General features: G+C 65.7%; 24 protein-coding genes and 2 tRNA genes. 16 read left to right on the forward strand and 10 right to left on the reverse strand.

Annotated features, from left to right (window positions below; genetic code table 11):
- The first annotated feature begins 296 nt into the window (after positions 1 to 296).
- Positions 297 to 1,337, forward strand: a complete 1,041-nt coding sequence (locus ACO2RJ_RS02300) for a phytanoyl-CoA dioxygenase family protein (RefSeq protein WP_423266395.1) — start codon at positions 297 to 299, stop codon at positions 1,335 to 1,337.
- A gap of 15 nt (positions 1,338 to 1,352) precedes the next feature.
- Here the strand turns inward: ACO2RJ_RS02300 and ACO2RJ_RS02305 are convergent, their stop codons facing one another.
- Complete coding sequence (locus ACO2RJ_RS02305; RefSeq protein ID WP_423266396.1) at positions 1,353 to 1,772, reverse strand: VOC family protein; 420 nt, start codon at positions 1,770 to 1,772, stop codon at positions 1,353 to 1,355.
- Between the two features lie 36 nt (positions 1,773 to 1,808).
- Here ACO2RJ_RS02305 and ACO2RJ_RS02310 point away from each other — a divergent pair, with 36 nt between their 5' ends.
- The 4 genes from ACO2RJ_RS02310 to ACO2RJ_RS02325 all read left to right on the forward strand — a co-directional run bounded on the left by ACO2RJ_RS02310 (position 1,809) and on the right by ACO2RJ_RS02325 (position 4,352).
- Complete coding sequence (locus ACO2RJ_RS02310) at positions 1,809 to 2,570, forward strand: SIR2 family NAD-dependent protein deacylase (protein ID WP_423266397.1); 762 nt, start codon at positions 1,809 to 1,811, stop codon at positions 2,568 to 2,570.
- Between the two features lie 141 nt (positions 2,571 to 2,711).
- On the forward strand, positions 2,712 to 3,305 hold the full coding sequence (locus ACO2RJ_RS02315) for a cold-shock protein (RefSeq protein WP_423266398.1): 594 nt from the start codon (positions 2,712 to 2,714) through the stop codon (positions 3,303 to 3,305).
- A 193-nt stretch (positions 3,306 to 3,498) separates the two neighbouring features.
- Positions 3,499 to 3,939: a DUF192 domain-containing protein gene (locus ACO2RJ_RS02320; RefSeq protein ID WP_423266399.1), complete on the forward strand. Its 441-nt coding sequence runs from the start codon at positions 3,499 to 3,501 to the stop codon at positions 3,937 to 3,939.
- A gap of 8 nt (positions 3,940 to 3,947) precedes the next feature.
- The gene (locus ACO2RJ_RS02325; protein WP_423266400.1) at positions 3,948 to 4,352 is read left to right on the forward strand and encodes a DUF2177 family protein; all 405 of its coding nucleotides are present in this window, start codon (positions 3,948 to 3,950) and stop codon (positions 4,350 to 4,352) included.
- Positions 4,353 to 4,382: 30 nt separating this feature from the next.
- Here ACO2RJ_RS02325 and ACO2RJ_RS02330 read toward each other — a convergent pair whose 3' ends face one another.
- The 5 genes from ACO2RJ_RS02330 to ACO2RJ_RS02350 all read right to left on the reverse strand — a co-directional run bounded on the left by ACO2RJ_RS02330 (position 4,383) and on the right by ACO2RJ_RS02350 (position 8,426).
- On the reverse strand, positions 4,383 to 4,655 hold the full coding sequence (locus tag ACO2RJ_RS02330; RefSeq protein WP_423266401.1) for a hypothetical protein: 273 nt from the start codon (positions 4,653 to 4,655) through the stop codon (positions 4,383 to 4,385).
- 25 nt (positions 4,656 to 4,680) lie between these two features.
- A complete protein-coding gene (locus tag ACO2RJ_RS02335; RefSeq protein WP_423266402.1) occupies positions 4,681 to 4,995 on the reverse strand; it encodes a BrnA antitoxin family protein in 315 nt (104 codons plus the stop codon).
- Positions 4,996 to 5,054: 59 nt separating this feature from the next.
- Entirely contained in the window at positions 5,055 to 5,618 is a 564-nt protein-coding gene (locus tag ACO2RJ_RS02340) for a hypothetical protein (RefSeq protein WP_423266403.1), read from the reverse strand.
- Between the two features lie 166 nt (positions 5,619 to 5,784).
- The gene (locus ACO2RJ_RS02345) at positions 5,785 to 7,068 is read right to left on the reverse strand and encodes a DUF1501 domain-containing protein (RefSeq protein ID WP_423266404.1); all 1,284 of its coding nucleotides are present in this window, start codon (positions 7,066 to 7,068) and stop codon (positions 5,785 to 5,787) included.
- A 5-nt stretch (positions 7,069 to 7,073) separates the two neighbouring features.
- A complete protein-coding gene (locus ACO2RJ_RS02350) occupies positions 7,074 to 8,426 on the reverse strand; it encodes a DUF1800 domain-containing protein (protein ID WP_423266405.1) in 1,353 nt (450 codons plus the stop codon).
- A gap of 305 nt (positions 8,427 to 8,731) precedes the next feature.
- Here ACO2RJ_RS02350 and ACO2RJ_RS02355 point away from each other — a divergent pair.
- From ACO2RJ_RS02355 to ACO2RJ_RS02365, 3 genes are all read left to right on the forward strand, one after another.
- Positions 8,732 to 8,808 (forward strand) — tRNA-Pro (locus ACO2RJ_RS02355).
- 37 nt (positions 8,809 to 8,845) lie between these two features.
- Positions 8,846 to 9,154, forward strand: coding sequence for an ETC complex I subunit (locus tag ACO2RJ_RS02360; RefSeq protein ID WP_423266406.1), 309 nt, complete (start codon positions 8,846 to 8,848; stop codon positions 9,152 to 9,154).
- Between the two features lie 16 nt (positions 9,155 to 9,170).
- Positions 9,171 to 9,247 (forward strand) — tRNA-Arg (locus tag ACO2RJ_RS02365).
- Between the two features lie 272 nt (positions 9,248 to 9,519).
- Here ACO2RJ_RS02365 and ACO2RJ_RS02370 read toward each other — a convergent pair.
- The 4 genes from ACO2RJ_RS02370 to ACO2RJ_RS02385 form a co-directional block, all read right to left on the reverse strand.
- Positions 9,520 to 11,538: an ATP-binding protein gene (locus ACO2RJ_RS02370; protein WP_423266407.1), complete on the reverse strand. Its 2,019-nt coding sequence runs from the start codon at positions 11,536 to 11,538 to the stop codon at positions 9,520 to 9,522.
- A gap of 188 nt (positions 11,539 to 11,726) precedes the next feature.
- Positions 11,727 to 12,020, reverse strand: coding sequence for a hypothetical protein (locus ACO2RJ_RS02375; protein WP_423266408.1), 294 nt, complete (start codon positions 12,018 to 12,020; stop codon positions 11,727 to 11,729).
- The gene (locus tag ACO2RJ_RS02380; protein ID WP_423266409.1) at positions 12,017 to 12,934 is read right to left on the reverse strand and encodes a hypothetical protein; all 918 of its coding nucleotides are present in this window, start codon (positions 12,932 to 12,934) and stop codon (positions 12,017 to 12,019) included. Before ACO2RJ_RS02380 ends, ACO2RJ_RS02375 begins: the two co-directional genes overlap by 4 nt.
- A 173-nt stretch (positions 12,935 to 13,107) precedes the next feature.
- Complete coding sequence (locus ACO2RJ_RS02385; protein WP_423266410.1) at positions 13,108 to 13,311, reverse strand: hypothetical protein; 204 nt, start codon at positions 13,309 to 13,311, stop codon at positions 13,108 to 13,110.
- A gap of 333 nt (positions 13,312 to 13,644) precedes the next feature.
- On the opposite strand from ACO2RJ_RS02385, the gene ACO2RJ_RS02390 reads away from it, so the two are divergent.
- From ACO2RJ_RS02390 to ACO2RJ_RS02425, 8 genes are all read left to right on the forward strand, one after another.
- Positions 13,645 to 13,767, forward strand: coding sequence for a hypothetical protein (locus ACO2RJ_RS02390; protein ID WP_423266411.1), 123 nt, complete (start codon positions 13,645 to 13,647; stop codon positions 13,765 to 13,767).
- 53 nt (positions 13,768 to 13,820) lie between these two features.
- Positions 13,821 to 14,141 carry a hypothetical protein gene (locus ACO2RJ_RS02395; RefSeq protein WP_423266412.1) on the forward strand — a complete coding sequence of 107 codons (321 nt, stop codon included), beginning with the start codon at positions 13,821 to 13,823 and terminating at the stop codon, positions 14,139 to 14,141.
- Complete coding sequence (locus ACO2RJ_RS02400; protein WP_423266413.1) at positions 14,138 to 14,284, forward strand: hypothetical protein; 147 nt, start codon at positions 14,138 to 14,140, stop codon at positions 14,282 to 14,284. The genes ACO2RJ_RS02395 and ACO2RJ_RS02400 overlap by 4 nt, the downstream gene beginning before the upstream one ends.
- A 262-nt stretch (positions 14,285 to 14,546) precedes the next feature.
- Complete coding sequence (locus ACO2RJ_RS02405) at positions 14,547 to 14,708, forward strand: hypothetical protein (RefSeq protein WP_423266414.1); 162 nt, start codon at positions 14,547 to 14,549, stop codon at positions 14,706 to 14,708.
- Positions 14,709 to 14,767: 59 nt separating this feature from the next.
- Positions 14,768 to 15,097 (forward strand): hypothetical protein, encoded by a 330-nt coding sequence (locus tag ACO2RJ_RS02410; RefSeq protein ID WP_423266415.1) that lies wholly within the window; start codon positions 14,768 to 14,770, stop codon positions 15,095 to 15,097.
- A gap of 99 nt (positions 15,098 to 15,196) precedes the next feature.
- Positions 15,197 to 16,756: an AAA family ATPase gene (locus ACO2RJ_RS02415; protein WP_423266416.1), complete on the forward strand. Its 1,560-nt coding sequence runs from the start codon at positions 15,197 to 15,199 to the stop codon at positions 16,754 to 16,756.
- The gene (locus ACO2RJ_RS02420) at positions 16,756 to 17,049 is read left to right on the forward strand and encodes a hypothetical protein (RefSeq protein ID WP_423266417.1); all 294 of its coding nucleotides are present in this window, start codon (positions 16,756 to 16,758) and stop codon (positions 17,047 to 17,049) included. The genes ACO2RJ_RS02415 and ACO2RJ_RS02420 overlap by 1 nt, the downstream gene beginning before the upstream one ends.
- Positions 17,046 to 17,384, forward strand: coding sequence for a hypothetical protein (locus ACO2RJ_RS02425; protein ID WP_423266418.1), 339 nt, complete (start codon positions 17,046 to 17,048; stop codon positions 17,382 to 17,384). The genes ACO2RJ_RS02420 and ACO2RJ_RS02425 overlap by 4 nt, the downstream gene beginning before the upstream one ends.
- Positions 17,385 to 17,438 lie beyond the last annotated feature (54 nt).

A 17,438-nucleotide genomic window follows, 5' to 3' on the forward strand; every position in this document is an offset into this window, starting at 1 on the left:
CTAAGGCAGGTGTTGGAGCCTGCCTCTCCACGAGGAATCGCAACGAGACGTGCCGTTGCACGTTGCCTTGAGACGCGTTCAACTCATTCGGTTCGTTAACAAATGATTAACATTGTACGGGTCCCGCTCGTCGGGAACGCGCGCGGCGCGGATGAGGAAGTCTAGACTTCCGAGACATAAGCGTCAAAATGTCGCATAAGCCGCGGCTGGGATCGCCGTTGTCGCAACGCTTGCGGCGGCGCGCCGAACGCGCTTTTGTCCCGCGCACCGCCGCGCCGAGCGAGGACCGCTTGCCCATGACGACCTCAAGCCTGAGATGGCTGCTCGCGCCGCTCTGGGCGGCGCAGATCTTCACCGGCGCGAAGTCCTTCACCGACAACGCGGTGCTCGGCAGCGAGCGACTGAACCGCAGGGGCCTGCACGTCTGGCGGGTGAAGCTTGCGAACCGGCTCGCCGACAGCCGCCGCGCGCGGCTCGCCGGGCGCGTGCCCGCCGCGGACCGGGAGGCGTTCGCGCGCGACGGCTTCGTGCTCAAGCGCGACTTCCTGCCGCCGGAGCTGTTCCGGGCGATCGCCTCGGAGATCGAGACCTCCACCGCGCCGGCGCGCGAGATGAAGCAGGGCGACGCGATCACCCGGCGCATCGCGCTTGATCCCGCGGCCCTGAAGCGCATGCCGGCCTGCGCGGCGCTGGTCGCCTCGCCGGAGTTCCAGAACCTGCTCCGCTACGTCGCGAGCTACGATGCGGATCCGATCATCTATGTGCAGACGGTGTTCGCGCAGGTCGACCGGTCGGCGGTCGATCCGCAGACGTCGGTGCATGCGGATTGCTTCCATCCGACCATGAAGGCCTGGCTGTTCCTGCACGACGTCGAGGAGGACGCCGGACCCTTCGTCTATGTGCCCGGGTCGCACCGTCCGACGCCGCGCAAGCTCGTCTGGGAGCGCGCGATGAGCGTCCGGGCGTCGAAGCTCGACCGGCTGTCGTCGCGGGGATCGTTCCGGGTCGGCGCCAAAGATCTGAAGCGCATGCGCCTTCCGCCGCCGCAGAAATTCGCGGTTCCGGCGAACACTCTGGTCGTCGCCGACACCAGCGGGTTCCACGCCCGGGGCCGCAGCGAGCGGCCCTCGACCCGCGTGGAGATCTGGGCCTACGCCCGCCGCAACCCGTTCCTGCCCTGGACCGGGCTCGACGTCTGGTCGCTGAAGCCGTTCAAGGGCCGCCAGGCGCCGCTGTTCTGGGCCGCGCTCGACCGGCTGGAAAAGCTCGGGCTCGGCAAGAGCCCGTGGCGCGACGCCGGCGTGATCACCGCGGCGTCGCCGCCGGTCCGGAAGTGACCGGCTGACGCCGCCTCACCATTTGCCCGTGTTCGCCATCGACGCCCAGGGCTCGGCCGGCGGCTTCGCTCCGCCTTTCTGAAGCAGCTCGATCGAAATATTGTCGGGCGAGCGGACGAAGGCCATGCGGCCGTCGCGGGGAGGGCGGTTGATGGTGACGCCGGCCTTCATGAGGCGCTCGCAGAGCGCGTAGATGTCGTCGACCTCATAGGCGAGATGACCAAAATTGCGGCCTTCCCCATAGGTTTCCGGATCCCAATTGTAGGTCAGCTCGATCTGGGCGTCCGGCTGGCCTGGCGGCGCCAGGAAGATGAGGGTGAACCGGCCCTGCTCGCTCTCCGTACGCCGGATCTCCTGGAGTCCGAGCTTGCCGCAGTAGAACTCCAGCGAGGCGTCGATGTCGCTCACGCGAACCATGGTGTGCAGATACTTCATGGGAAAACTCCGGCCTGATCGGACGTCGAGGTAGCTATGGAGCGGGACGACGACCGCAAGGTCGCGCGCTTCGCCGAACTTGTCGGGCGTGCGCGCTCCGGCGTCGCCTTCACCGGCGCGGGGATCTCGACCGGCTCCGGAATCCCGGACTTCCGCTCTCCGGGCGGTTTGTGGAGCCGGAACCGCCCCATCGACTTCGCCGATTTCGTGCGCTCGGCCGAGATGCGCCGCGAGGCGTGGCGACGGAAGTTCGCCATAGACGACGCCACGCGAGGCGCCGCGCCCAACGCCGCCCATCGGGCGGTCGCGCGTCTGGCGGCGAACGGCGCGCTCGCCGCCGTCGTGACCCAGAACATCGACGGACTGCACGGCGCCTCAGGCGTGCCCGAGGATCGCCTGATCGAGCTCCACGGCAACGGGACCTACGCCGCCTGCCTCGATTGCGAGGAGCGGCACGAGTTGGAGGACCTCCGCGCCGCGTTCGACGCGACAGGCGATCCGCCGCGCTGCCGACGCTGCGGCGGCGTGGTGAAATCCGCGACGATTTCCTTCGGCCAGGCGATGCCCGTCAAAGCGATGGCGCGCGCTCAGGAGGCTGCGGAGCAGGCGGATCTGTTCCTCGTCCTGGGCTCGTCGCTTGTCGTCTATCCCGCGGCCGCGCTGCCCGTCGCGGCCAAACGGGCGGGAGCGACGCTGGTCATCGCGAATCGCGAGCCGACCGAGCTCGATCCCTTCGCCGATCTCGTGCTGAGGGGCGACCTCGTCGAACTTCTGGCGCCCTTCGCCGATCGGTCTTAACCCCATCTTCGCCCTACGCGCGATCGAGGCGCCTTGTTTGAGCCATTTTTTACTTCCCCCCGCCGGCTCCGATGCTATCGTCTGGGGTAAGCGAGTCGACGCGGCGGCTCCTGTGGCGTTGTATCCGGGCGGGCGGTCAGTATGGGCGCTGACAGAGTAAGACGCGAAGCGCTGGCGGCGGGCGATCGGCTCGAGCCGGCGTCGGAGCAGGCGCCCGTCGATCTCTACGAGGTCTCCGGCGTCATAAAATGGTTCGACGTCGCGAAGGGTTACGGCTTCATCGTACCCGATGGCGGCGGGCCCGACGTTCTGCTGCACGTCACCTGCATGCGCCGCGACGGCTTCCAGACCGCGAACGAAGGCGCCCGCATCGTGTGCGAGGCGCAGCGGCGCCCCAAGGGCGCGCAGGCCTTTCGCGTGATTTCGATCGACGACAGCACGGCCCGGCACCCCGGCGAGATGCCGCCGCCGCGCACCCATGTCTCCGTGACGCCGACAAGCGGGCTCGAACTCGTCGAAGTGAAGTGGTTCAACCGCTTGCGCGGCTTCGGGTTCCTGACGCGCGGCGACGGCTCTCCGGACATCTTCGTCCACATGGAGACGCTGCGCCGCTACGGCATCATGGAGCTGCGCCCCGGCCAGAAGGTGCTGGTCCGTTTCGGCGACGGCCCGAAAGGGCTGATGGCGGCGGAGATCCGGCCGGACGGCCCGGGCGGCGGCCCCTCGTCGCACTGAGCGGCCGCCGGCCCGGAATCGCCCGAAAAATCCGCCTCTCCAGCCGTCCGGCGGCTTCGGCCGGCTGCCGGCTCCGTTCGGCGGCCTCGTCTGCGGTTCGTTGCGCGCTGGACTTCGCGGCCGTCGGCCCGATCTTCAGCGCTCCGTTGTGCCGGCGCGCCGCGCCGCGAGCCCCGCTATATCCGGCGATCCCATGTCCTCAGCCCTGCGCCTCGTGCTCTGCCTCGCCGCGATCGTCCTGTTGTCGGCCGCGGCCCCTCTCGAGAAACTGATCTTCGAAACCTCCTCCGGCCCCAAACCGGTCCTGATCGAAGTCGCGGACACCCCCGAGCAGCGCGAGGTCGGGCTCATGTACCGCCGTTCGCTTCCTGCCGACCACGGCATGCTGTTCGACTTCGGCCAGGCGCAGGAGGTGACGATGTGGATGAAGAACACCTATGTCTCGCTCGACATGGTGTTCGTGGGGGCCGACGGGCGCATCTCCCGGATCGCCGAAAAGACCGAGCCGCTCTCGACCCGCATCATCTCCTCCGACGGGCCGGCGCGCTACGTCGTCGAGCTTGCGGCCGGCGCGGCCGCCCGACTCGGCCTGAAGCGCGGCGACAAGGTGGTCCATCCGCGCGTCGGCGCGTAGACGAGTTCATGAAAACCTGGATCGTCGCCTACGTTACGACCGCCGCCGTCTTCGCCGCGCTCGACGCGGTCTGGCTCGGCTATGTGGCCCGCGAGTTCTATCGCGCCCAGATGGGCGCTTTGCTGGCCCCGCAGCCCAGCATGATCGCGGCCGTCGCCTTCTACGCGCTCTATGTCGTCGGAATCGTCTATTTCGCCGTCGGGCCGGCGCTCGCCACGGGCTCCTGGGCGACCGCGCTCGTGTCGGGCGCGCTGCTCGGCCTCGTCGCCTACGGCACGTGGGATCTCACCAATCTTGCGGTCGTGCGGGACTGGCCGGTCGCCCTGTCGCTCGTGGACATGGCGTGGGGCGCCTGCCTGACAGGGATCGCCGCGACGGCGGGCTTCTTCGTCACCCGCGCCCTCGGGGCCTGACCCGCCCGGCGGCCGGGCCTCCCCACAGAGTCAGATTTGCTTCACGCCGCCGGGCGGTACGCCGAGCCGTACGAGGTCGGCCCCGGTCAGCGGCTGAAGCGGAGCGCTGGGCACGGAGGCGCCATAGGGGATCGCCTTGCGCGCGGCCGCCTTGTCGGGAATGGCCGCAGCCCAGGCGCCGGCCTTGGCTCGTTCGGGACCGCGCAGATTGGCCAGTGGGAGGAACAGCCGCCAGCCGGCGGGCGTCGCTTCGGACGCCGGCGAAGGCGCTGCGGGCGCGCCGGCCTCAAGCGGGGTGGTCATCGCTCGCGCTCCTGCCGTTCCGTTCTCAACCGGCGCCGTCGTCATTGGAGCTGTTCAGCTCGTCGACCTTGATCGAGCCGCCGTCGCCGGCGGCGGCGAGACGCGCGCGCACGGCCTCGCGCAGCGTCTGGTTCATCCGGTCCTGCCATCCCGGACCGTCGGACTGGAACAGCTCCAGCACGTCCTGATCGATTCTCAGCGTCACGATCTCGCGCGCGCCGGGAACGCCCCGCCTCTTCGGCTCGGGCGCCGCCGCCACGGGCTTCGGCTTGGCGGGCTTGAAGGCGGCCTCCGCAGCGGCGCGATGGTCGGTGGGACGTCGAGACATTGAGGTGGCCATCCGGAACGGCGGAAAAGATCAGAATCGACACTAGCACGGCGGCGCCGGCGCAGGATCGCTCAGGGCGCGGCGTAGCGGTACTTCTCCAGCGCGGCGTCCACCTTGGCGAGGTCGAGGCCGCGGCGCTTCACGAAGAACGTCATGTCGGCGGCTTCGGCGATCGGTCGCGCGAAGTTCTCGACCACATGGTAGTTCTTGCGCGAGCGGTAATCGTGCAGGCCGATGACGGCGTCGCTTCTCAGGCATTTCAGCGCCTGCAGGAAACAGGCGACCCGAAAGCGCCCGTCGACCAGGCAGAGGTCGAAATCCATGTCCTTGAAGGCGTGGATGGTCGAGTGGTAGTCGGGAAACTTAGGCCGGTGCTCGTTGGACGTGGGATAGCCCCACTGCTTGGTCGGGCCGATGTCGACGAACACGAAGGTGCGCTCGTGCGGCGACGCCGGGACGCTCTCTTTCGCTTTCGCGATCCACTCCTGATCGGAATCGACGGCCACGAGCGGCCCTTGGACCACTTCGGCCGCGAAGGCCGTGCTGCCGCCGATGCCGAACTCGAAATACGACTTTGCGGTGGAAACGAAGGCCTTGAACAACGCGGCCTCCTTTTCGCTCATGCGAATGTTCATGTGAGCCGTCGCCTCATCCTGTCCCGCTCGGCGCATGGCGCCGCCGCGGGCAGGTCATAAAGCCTCTCGCCGTACGTGCAAGTGGCGAACCGTCGTCGTCCAGGGCGACGCGACGCGGGCCGGCCGCGAGAGGCGGCGCTGCGGCCAATCCTTGGCTTCCCCGGCCTCAAGCGCCCTTGATCAGTCCTGTCAGAGGGCGAACGAGGCCGCTTTCCGGGAAGATCGCGCTGTTGATCACGCTGTCCGGCACGTCGAGATGTTCGCGCAAGACGCCCTTGAAGACCGATCGGAGGTCGGTGGTCGAGCGCAGGTCGCGCTTCTCGTAGAGGTACCGCGGAGCAAGGCCCGGCCATTTCGCGAAGATCTTGCCGCCGTCGACCGCGCCGCCGGCGAGCAGGGCCACGGTTCCGACGCCGTGGTCGGAGCCGTCATTGCCGTTGTTCGCGACCATGCGGCCGAACTCCGTCACGATCATCACGACCGTCTGAGGCCAGGCGTCGCCGATCGTGACGCGGAAGCGGGCGAGGCCGTCGTCCAGCGCCGCCAGCCGATCCGCGAGCTCGCCTTCGACGCCGCCCTGGTTCGTGTGCGTGTCCCAGCCATGAACCGACAGCGTGGCGATGCGCGGTCCGTTGGGAGCGGCCAGAAGCCGTCCGGCGCCCTGAAACCCCTTCTGCAGCTCGGACAGTTTGTCGGAATCCGAGCCGAGCCCTTCGGCGAAGCGCTGCGCCTTGAGGCCGTTCTCGAGAATAGCCGAGAGCTGCTTGTCGCGCTGCCGGTACAGGCTGCGGATCAGATAGAGGGTCGGATCCTCGACATGCGGCACGGTGCTCGCCGTCCAGCCGAGCACGGGCGCCTCGCCGCGCAGCAGCAAGGGCGCCTGTCCGATCTCCATGGCTCCGCCCTGCCGGATCGTGCCCCCCGTCGGCAGCTTCGTCAGCAACCGGTTGAGCCAGCCGGTGGACTGCCCCGTGACCAGTCCGGGCATGCCGTTCTCGAGATTGTCCTGGCCGTCGAAATGGGAGCGGTTCCAGAGCGGCACGCAGGTCGCGTGCACGATCGACGCGTCGCCGGCCGCATACATCGCGCCGAAGGTCTTCAGCGACGGGTGCAGCCCGAAGAAGTCGGGAAACTTGCCGCTCTTGAGCGGGATAAGGCTGCTCTTGGGGATGTAGAGTTCGCCGCGGCCTTCGATATAGGCGGAGCCCTCGCCATAGGGGGCGACGGTCGACAGCCCGTCCATGCCGCCCCGCAGTATCACGACAAGAAAGCGGGGGTCGCTCGACCCCGCGGCGTGCGCGTAGCGCGGCATGCAGGCCCAGGAAAACAGGCCGGCCGTCACGCCGAGCATGCTGCGGCGGGACAACAGGAGCTTGGATTCGGCGCAGCCTTCCGCGGCGCGCGCGCGCATCCGCAGGTCGGCGGGGTCAGAGCCGCGATCGTCGGACACGGGGGCTACCTTCGCTGGAATTCGGGAGAGACGAACAGAATGGTGAGCGCCGCCAGCTGCGAGCCGGCGCCCCCGATGCGCTCGCGCGTCGGGGCGGTCATGCTGGCGCCGTAGAGGCTGCGGGCAAGTGTGACGGGATCCACCTTGACCCTCCGTCCGATGACCCTGGCGACCAGCTGCGCGGCGTCGAGGCGGAACGACAGCGCGTTTGGTGTGAGCCAATACAGCGTGTCGTCGGGATAGCCTTCGGGGGAGGGGGCATCCCACGCCGCGTGGTTCAGCGACTCCAGGATCTTCATCAGCGAGCCGGCCTCCTCCTTGGTGAAGAGGGTCCCCAGGGCCCGGAACTGCGCCATCAGGAATTCGTATGGCGTCCGAATCTTCGTCATCGGCGCCGACCAGGCCTCAGGCAGCTCGATCAGCGCGAGCGCGACCTGCTTCAGGTCGCCGTCCGAGTCGGTGTAGGCCTGGGCGATCGGAGCGATCATGTCGTCGCTCGGTTCGTCCGTGACGAAATGCAGGAGGAGCTTCTTCGCGATCTTTCGCGCCGTGGCCGGATGCGCGGCGAGCATGGCGAACGCCGTCTCGGCCTGTTCGACGCCGCCCTCCGGAATCTTCCTGCCGAGGAAGGTCTGCGGCCCCTGCTGGTGCCAGTCGCTGCGGAAGATGAACTGGCCGCCGTTCTGGGGGGTCCCGCCATTAACGCCGTTCGCGGCCTCGTTCGGCCGGACATACGACCAGCCGGTCAGCATCTTCGCGAGCGCCTTGACGTCGCTTTCCTCGTAGTTGCCGGGCCCCAGCGTGTGGAGCTCCAGCATCTCGCGCGCCAGGTTCTCCGTGTAGCTGACCCGGCGCTTGAAGCCGACGACCGACTCCTCGCCGATCGATTCCTCATTATCCAGGTACTTGATCATCGCGGGATGGCGCATGACGCCGGCGAGCATGTCGCCGAACTTCCCGAGCGCGTTGGCGCGGATCACGTCGCGCTCGAGCTGTCCGATCGTGGCGCGGATGATCAGCGCCTTGTGGAAGGACATCGAGAAGTGGTTGCTCCAGAAGATCACCAGCCGCTCGACGAATCCGATGTCGGCGGCCATGTGCTTCGCGAGCCGGGCGTCGAACTCCTTCGCGCGGACCGTGTCCGGCCGCGGATAGGGCGCGATGCCCTCCTGGCATGCCTGAGCGTAGCTCGGCAGCGCGTCGTCGACGATCAGCGCGACCCGGGGCTTTTTGACTTCCGCGATGAGGGCGGCCTTCGGATCGGGAGCGATCCGGGCGAGGGCCTTAGGTTTGGCGCCAAGGCCGAAACGTTGGAAGACCAGAGAGGCTTTCTGCGCCTGTGCTCTTGTGAGCGCCATATTGTCGTCGACTCGTTCACACGGGAGGGTTCGCGCGCTCCGATTCGGACCGCCGAGCGACGACACCATGTGGTATAATAATATATCCAACTCTTAACAGAGCGACTAAACTCCTCCGGGTTCGCGGTATTCTGCGGTCGAAGCGCGAAAAAGCGCGGCGGACCTGGGAGAATCCGGCCCGACGCCAGGCGTTTTCGGGCCGCGGTCTCAGTCATTGCGGGCTGCCGCCGGTTCCCGCGCGTCCCCGGGGGCACGCCTTGCCGAACGGAACGTGATCCCGCATAAACGCTCGGGTTCAGCGATGTCGGGGCGTAGCTCAGCCTGGTAGAGCGCCTGCTTTGGGAGCAGGGGGTCGCATGTTCGAATCGTGTCGCCCCGACCAGCGCCGCGCCAGCGGCGGAGAAGGACAGGATCTTCCGATGACGGCGCGCATCTACAAGCCCGCCCGCACCGCCATGCAGTCGGGCGTCGCGAAGACCAAACGCTGGGTCCTCGAGCACGACGCCGCCGAGGCGCGGCGGGTTGAGCCCCTGATGGGATGGACGTCTTCCGGCGACATGCGCCAGCAGGTCCGGCTGTTCTTCGCCTCAAAAGAGGACGCGATCGCCTATGCGACGCGCGAGGGGCTCGCCTACCGCGTGGAAGAGCCGAAGCCCGCCGCGACGCGCCGTGGCGTCGCCTACGCCGACAATTTCCGCGCCAACATCGCCGAGCCCTGGACGCATTGAGGGTCGGCCCCCCTTTGGCCCCGTAGCTCAGCCGGATAGAGCACCAGCCTTCTAAGCTGATGGTCGCAGGTTCGAATCCTGCCGGGGTCGCCAAACTTCTCCCTCAGTTTTCAACGATTTCTGAGGCCGCCGGGAGCCGGCGCGACGTGGGCGAGAGGGAACAAAACGGCTCCGAGTTGCCCAAAAATCCCCACGTCGGCGCAAAAGTCCCTACGTTTTCCCCTACGGCCTGTTCACGAGGCGTTCTCGGGAGACGGGTCTGTCAGAAACTCGCAGCGACTTTCAGACAGACGGCGGCCGGCGCACGACGGTGATCTGTTACAAACGTGTGCACAAACTTGTGACAGATGGGCGGCAAAGGCGCTTCAGTCGGCGCTGAAAAAGCTTTTGCCGGTGATACCAGCCTTATCGAAGAAGGCCTGGTTCCGCTCTCGAGCGTCCTTCAGGAGGTCGTCCCAGCCGATCAGCTCGATCGATCCGCGGAAGCCATCACTCGGCCGCAACACCCGTCCGCGCCCGTCAGCGGTTCTCTGCCAGGTGAACGTCCAGTCGGCCATTTTCCCGATGATGTCGGCGATGATGAAGCAGTAGAAGATCGTGTTCTGATCGAGCGTGATGGGACGCCCTCGAACGTCGGTCAGCTCACCTGACTGGAGGCGTCGAACATATCGCTCGACCTGCAATTGCGGATTCTCATCATCGTCATAGCCCTTCCGCCCAGGCCTTTTGAACTCCACAAGCAAGACCTTTGACGGGTCTTTCTTTTGTCGCAGACCGTGAACGTAGTCGAAGATCAGCAGGTCAGGCCTATCTTCGCTGGTAGCGGCCTGTGACAGCGATGCAAAGTCGACGTCAGAACTGAAATACTGAGCAAACGTTAGGCGCTCATCCACGATCCACAAATCATGTGACGATGCGGGCTCAACCTTCTTGCCAGCCCCGGTGATGGTACTGACCTTCATGGGGCAGATAAATGAATGCAGTACGTCTTCCCGCTGGTATGAAGCGTCCCCGCCTTGGTCTCGCACCTTGTCCAGCAGAAGCTCGATGAAATCGAGGACGACCTTTCTTCGGACGATGTACTCCGCAAGGCTCTTTTGTTCGGCCTCCTCGATGGCCTTTCCAGCATCCTTGATGGCGTTGGCGAACATCGAGGGGTCGATGTCGTCGTTCTTCAGTCTCGTGAGCACAGACCGGATCTTCTCAGCCTGACGCTCGTCACGTCTGAAGCGCTCCCGGGACAGGTGACCATAGAGGGCGTCCTCCTTCAGCTCGCCTGAGGGGACTTTCTCCTGTAGCTCCTCTACGTCTCCGAACGCGACGGAAGGGTATGTAGCAGTAATCGACTCTATCTTGACCCTTTGCTCCCCAAGGAGTTTAGCCATCGGCTCAGATAAAAACTGTTCCACGTAGCTCCAGCAGACATCATTTACCATCCTTTCGAGGACAGCGTCTTCAAACTGAAACTTCGTCCGTTCTTGATTGACGTTCTTATCTAGAAAGGCTCCAGTGAGTATTGCATGAAATACAAGATTCTCGGAATCACCAAAATACTTCAAGCCAAGTTTCGAGTCGATACTATGGGAATGCACCGTTCGATCATGTGCGATAAAATGCATAAAGTGAGAGCCCTTTAGATCTGCGGATGCGACTTTGTCGCACTCCATCATTGTGAATTTGAGTTCTCCGAACTCCTCCGTTTCAATCTTCTCAATATCTTCGCGCCGATAAACGATTTCATTTATCGCCCCCGGATATACGCGGCTTTCGTCTCCGACATGAACGTAGATCTGCGGACAGCGCTTGCCGATGAAAGTCGGCAAGAAATGGGACGTTAGATGCTGGAAAATAAAGCTGCCTCTGCCGGGCCACCTCTCGTGATATCCATTTGAGCGAAGACCCTTAAATTCGGCCAGAAAGTACGAGTCCCGCGCATCTTCGTAGTCGTCGAATTTTAAGTTTTTGATCTGGTCATTTAATTCGAGCACGAACTCGAACTGTCGGCGCTTAAAGGCTTCGCCGTCCTTATAGACACTGTCTATTCTAACGAGCGGAAAGCAATCGAGCCAAAGCAGTCGTCCAACGCCCTTGCCGCCTATTGCGATCTTGTTATCTGTGTCGGTGGTAATAAAAGCATCCCAATTATCTTCATTAAGCCCCAAGCCATTGTCCTCGACAATGGCAGAGACATTGTCTTTTCTCCGATCAGTTTTGATCGTGACCTGAACGCGACCCTTCTCAGAGACCTCTCTGTCAAATCGAGCCTGTGTGGAGTGGATAGCGTTGCTGATGGCCTCAAAGAGTGGCTGAAGCGCATCGGCAACGCTGGCCGGCTTGGGTAGGCGGGCAATTCGTTTGACGAGGTTCGGGCGCAGTGAGGTCACGGCGAGGCCTTGATCCGGGACGGCCCGGACCAGCCAGGCGGATAATGCGCACAACCTCCCATGGTGGCGGCTTCGCCGGCAAGCCGGCGACCCCCGACGAGTTATCCAGCACGCCTATAGGTTAGTCACGCGAATATGATGCCTCGAGGCGCCATGTCCGAGACCCCTCGCGGTGCCCGATTTGTCGTCTAGCCCGGCGTGATCGACGGAGGCTCGAGGTCCAGGCCGAGCTCGGCGCTCATGTCGGAGACATGCAGTCGCAGCTGCGCCTCGGTCTCTTCGAGTCGAGGGATGATGATCTCGTGGAGGCGCCGGGCGAGCAACTCCTCGACGTCGGGCGTCACGCGGCGCGCGCCCGACATCATGGACGACATGTAGCTGACCGACAGGTCCAAGGCCCTCGCCAGGCGGGCCTGCCAGCCCACCTTGCCGTAGAGCAAGATGCCGATTTGCCGAATGCGGGCGGCCTTGGGATCTATCACCCGAACACTCCCTCGAGGGCCGCCATGTCCTCACGCACGATCTCGCGCCGGATGATCTCGTCGCGTTCCCGTTGGAGCGCCATCTGCACTCCCGCCGGTTCCGAGGCGCGGAAGGCGGCTACAAGTCGCGTGTGGTAAGTCTCGTGCCCGGTGGGCCACACCCTCACGTAGATGTCCTTGGTCCGCGTGCTCAATCCCCGGGTGTTTTTGACGATCGTCGCGGCGTAAATGTAGCTGTCGCCGTAGATCGCGCTCGTGGTCGCCGCGAGGCAGTCGAGCACAAACGACCCGTCATTGAGCGTCCCGCTCCCCGGCCGGGACGACCTGAGGCCGACGCGCTTGACCAGCGTCAGCCAGCGCGGCGGCAGCCTGACGCGATATGTAGTCATCGTCTCCGGCCAGCCATTCGCCCGCGGGTACCATTCTCCGACGGTCGTCCGAAACTCGGGGGCCTCGCCGGGGGCCGCGACGGAAATATCGCCCTCGCGGCGGCGCCCCGTCCTAAGCCCGCGCCCGATAGCAGCGAGGACGGTGTCGCGGCGCTTCTGATGCAGCCTCTCCGCCGGCCGCTGGCTGTCGAGTCGGGTTGCGAGCGAAGCCCTTCCGGGGGCTGCGGCGGAATTGCCGGGCCGCGTCCTTTTCAGGGGGAGTCCCCGGCGAGCCAACTGCAGCTCGATTGAGGCTGCGCGAACAATTTCGACCGCCGCCTCGATCGACATGCCGCGATCGGCGATCGCGGCCAAAGCGCGTCGGACCGCGGCTTTGGTGACAGGCTTGAGGGAGGCAAGCGTGATCTCAGCGGTGTGCTCCATCGTGGCGGCCACGGCCGGCGCCCGCAGCGGCGGGGGAAGAGAGGAGATCGCCGCGTTTGCGGCGATCTGGGCGGGGGTGAGCTTGGCGCGGGAGCGCATCATCAGATCTCCCGGACCGAACCGCCGGTCGGCTGGACGGCGTCGATCAGGGTGTGCCTGACCTCGCTGACGCGTTCGACGACGTCGAGGGTCTTTACGGTGTCGATGATCTGGTGAGCCATGGTGCGGGCCTCCTGTGAGGCTGGATGAGCCCCGCGTTGGCGGGGAATGGATCGTCAGGCCGCGAAACGCGCGCCCTCGGCGAGATCCTCGTCGGAGTAGAGGATGCGGCTGACGGCGAGGACGAAGGCCTCGTGATCATCGGACGCGCCCTGATCGGCGGCGTACGCGATGCCCTTCGAGATTGCGGCGTCCGAGTAGCCGGCCTCGGCGATCTGTGCCCGTACAGCGTCGGCATTGAAGTGGGTGAGCGTATTCATGGTGCTGGGCCTCCTATGAGGCTGGCCCGGGAGCGTCAGTCGCTCCCCGTCAGCCATGTGAATAATCTATGCACAGGCTGCGCTATGTCAATCAGGGAGAGAACATTTCATTCACAACTGGGTCGATGTCCGATAACCCCCCATTATCGGACATAGGTTTTCTCGCCAGTGGCGCTGGCTTAAAGACCCCAAGCAATCGATGTCTCGAATCGGAAAATAAGGAGGCTTATTTTCCGATGGCGAATGTTTTCAGAGGCCTCTTGTGGGTCTCGAATCGTCGTGCCTATCCTTAATGTGTCGAAGGCACGGACCCTCGACACAGAGGAGGTAAACATGGATGATCGCGTAAAGGAGCTCGAGGCCAACCTCGAGGACGTCTTGATGAGGTTGCAGGTCGCCGAGAGCGAGCTCGTCATCGCCCAGGACCGCATTTCCAAACTCGAAAAGAACGACTGAACCCATCGGCGGCTCGCCCATCGCGGCCCGCATCGCCCATCGCGAGGATGACCATGAACACCAAGAATTCCAACGGCCGCTGCACGATCGATCTGGCGCGCTGCCCCTACCTCGAGCAGGTGCCCGCCGGCGTCGCGGTCGACATCGACGTCGACATGGATGCCCGGCTGGCCTCCCTCATGGATGAGTCCGAAGGCGCCCTGCGGATGGGAAAGCCGGGCTCCAATAAGGTCGCCATCGTCTACCGGATCGGAGACGAGGCCTCTCAGGCCCCCGAGTGGCCAGAGGCCGTGAAGGTCTCCTCCAGCCCGTCACGGTCGCGGCCGCCCGACAGGCGCTCCTCGATGCCGGCGGCTCTCTGGACGACGGCATGATCGACTGCCCGACGCCCCAGGCGGCGGCCGCCGGCGTCGACTACCTGGCCGCCCTGCACCGCCACCGCCAGCACGAGGCCGAGCTCGCGGACAGCCGGCGCTTCGTCACCCGCCACCTCGACGGCCTGGTGGAGGCTCACTGATGGCATGCCGTCATTCGCCGGCTAGGCTGTTTGACCACCCGCCGGTAGGAGACACTGCAGCGGCGGTCGCCGCCCTGGTCGGCCGGCATGATGGTTGGGTGATCTGCTCCGCTTGCGGCGCCACTGGCTATTGGGGTGGGTATGGAGCTAGTCGGCGCGTCAGGTGGGGCTACGGAGACAACGGGCTACTCGTTGACGCCGAGAAGTGGTCCGACTGGCTCAAGGCGCGGACCCATGACGCGCCCGCCGAGGATGTCAGCTCATGACTCGCAATTGGTGGACCGCGACCGACGACGAATGGGCAGCGGAGGTCGAGCGCCGCTGGCTTGAGATCGCCGCCGACAATGGGCTCGACCCCGAGAGCGATGACGATTGCCGCGAGATCGACAGCATGATGCTCGAGGACCTGCGCTGGTGCGAGTGACCGCGCCCGGCGAGAGCGCATATGATGGCCCCCGCGAGTCGATCGCGGGGGCTTTTGCGTTGGACGACGAAATCACTGGCCGCCTGCGCCGCGCCGCCGAGGATGCCTTTGGCCGTGGGCTCTCACAGACCGACCTCGTCGAGCGCATCGCCGCGGTTGTGGACGGCAAGCCGCGGCGCGCGGCCTACTGGCTCACCGGCGAGAGCCCGATCCCAGCAGCCGTCATCGATAAGCTCGATGCCGCCGTCGCGAAGAAGCGCGAGCTCGACCCCGATGGTGCCCTGGCGAAGCTGATCGCGGAGTGGCGCGCGGCCGGCCTGCATGACGAGCTGATCGTGGCTGCGCTGCAGGCCGCGGGGGACAATGTGGGTGGCCGCAGGATCGATTAACCGTCGCCGCGGTTGCGGCTAGACGCCCGGACTCCCCGTAGGTTACGGTCTCAGCAGGTTGCCCTTCGCGACCTGTGTTCGCCCATCGCGAGAGACGCTATGACATCCCGAAAGAATCCGCCCCCGCTGGCGATATCGCACGTCGCCGCCCGCCGTCAGGCCGAGGACGAGGTCCGCGAGGGCCGCCTGCCGACGGTGCACGAGCTCCTGACCGGCTTTCCGTGGCCCAAGGGTCTGATCCACGACATCACGACCTGGTCGCGCTCGCTGCTTGCCGAGCCCGAGCTCACCGATCCTGACCTCCGCGAGATCCTGCAGCTGATATCTGCAGCGCATTCTCCAGGCCTGCTGGCCAGCGCGATCTCGGAGCTCACACGCGTCGAGGTGGAGACCTCGGCCACAGATGCAGACCTGGGACGACAGCTGGCAGACGGCATCGTGCGCTGCCGTGTCTACCTCGCTGCCATGGGTAAGGGCGGCCGGATCGAGCTCGTCCGACACCTGATCCAGCGGGGGCCGAATTCTTACGCAGAGGCCGAGGAGTTTGCCTTCGCCCTTGGCCTCCTCGCAAGCCGATACACCGTCGGTTTCGAGGATCCGAGCCATGTCCTACTCGTGGGTCAGGCGGCGCTCAATCGCCTCGCTAGCATGGTCAATCAGGCCGATGCCGCCGGTGATCTCCTGGACGCCCCGATAGAGACTGAGCTGCCTCCCGCTGACGAAGATGCGATCGCCGACGCACTGGCCGATGTCGCGGAGGACCGTGCCGAGTTCCGCGGGTCACGGTTCCGGCATGCACCCTCGGTCCTGGTGGTGCCGGCGGCGCCTGCCAATCCCGCCGGCGCGCGTAAGGACCTGTGGAGGAGCTTCGAGGGCATCGCGGGCAGGCAGCTTCCTTTGGCCGGCCGCGTCGACCCGATCGGCCAGCAGATCGAGCTCGCCGTCCGCTTCCCCCATGCCCGCGAGGCGATCAGCACGATCCTGCGCGATCTGTCCTCGGCCGAGACGCCCTGGATCCGGCCGACGCTTTTGATCGGCTCGCCTGGGTGCGGGAAGACGAGCCTGGCCCGCGCCATCGCCGAGGTGATCGGCCTGCCGTCCACGATCTACGCCTGCGGCGGGGCCGCCGACAGCTCGGCCATGGGGACCTCAGCGCAGTGGCATTCGGCTCGTCCGAGCGTAGCCCTCGACCTCATCCGGTCGAGCGGAATCGCGAACCCTCTCATCGTGCTCGACGAGGTCGACAAGATCGATCTCGACAGACGCAACGGCTCGCTGGCCGACGCGCTACTGGGTTTCCTGGAGCGCGGCACGGCGGCCCGCTACCGGGATCTCGCGCTTGAGATCGAGGTCGACCTCAGCCACGTCAGCTGGATCGCCACCGCAAACACGCTCAAGGACGTGCCCACGCCGCTCCGCGATCGCCTGCGGGTGATCACCGTGCCGGACCCGACTTGGTCCCATGTCGGCGATCTCTCCCGCCGAATCCTCGGCGACATCGCGGCCGAGCGTGGCCTCGACGAGCGTTGGATCGAGGACCTCGCACCCGACGAGCTTGATGTCCTCAAATCGGCGTGGCCGGGCGGCTCGATCCGGAAGCTCCGCCGTGCGCTGGAGGTCCTCGTCGACGGTCGCGATGCCCTGATGGGGCGCGCGTGATGAGCGTGCAGCATTCAGCCGTCGTCGTCTCCCTGGCGATCGCACTGGGCGACTTGGCAAAGCGCGCCTTGGTCGACAGGGCCCTGCTCGCGTCGATCATCCGGACGCGGTCATGCGTGTCGATCGCGCGGGCCATCGTCGAGCTCCGGGGAGCCGGCGAGCATGCCCGGGCGGATGGCCTCGCGCACCAGATCGAGGTCATCCGCGCCGTCGGTGGCTGGGACGAGGCGATGGCTCAGGCGGCCGATTACGCCCGCGAGACGTGGGCGGCGTGTGAGGAGATGCTGCGATGACGAGTTTGTTCGAGCCAAAAACCCTGCGCGAGGCCGTCGCGACGATCGGGGTTTTCGCGCGCGCAATCGCAGAGCGCCGCATCGCGCTGGTGGGTGGCGAGACAGCCGCTAGGTTGCTGTCGATCGATGAGCCCGACCCCGTCGAGCTCGTCAACCAGCTCAAACTCGGCGGCGACCGCGACGCCGCGTGGCAATGTTTGCAGGCGGTGTCTCTGATCGTCGTCGCCGGTGGGTGGCAGGCCGTGGTCGAGGATCCGGACGCCAGCCGCGCCTGGACGCGAGCGCAGAAATCTTGGGCAGATGTCCTCGCGCGCATCCGCGCAGCACGAGAGTGAGTCAGGATGACGCAGCAAATAGTGCTTGCGCCTTTCTCCAGGAGTTGTCGGCAA

Origin of the sequence: Hansschlegelia sp. KR7-227 (assembly GCF_049446035.1) — a bacterium.
Taxonomy (GTDB): Bacteria; Pseudomonadota; Alphaproteobacteria; order Rhizobiales; family Methylopilaceae; genus Methylopila.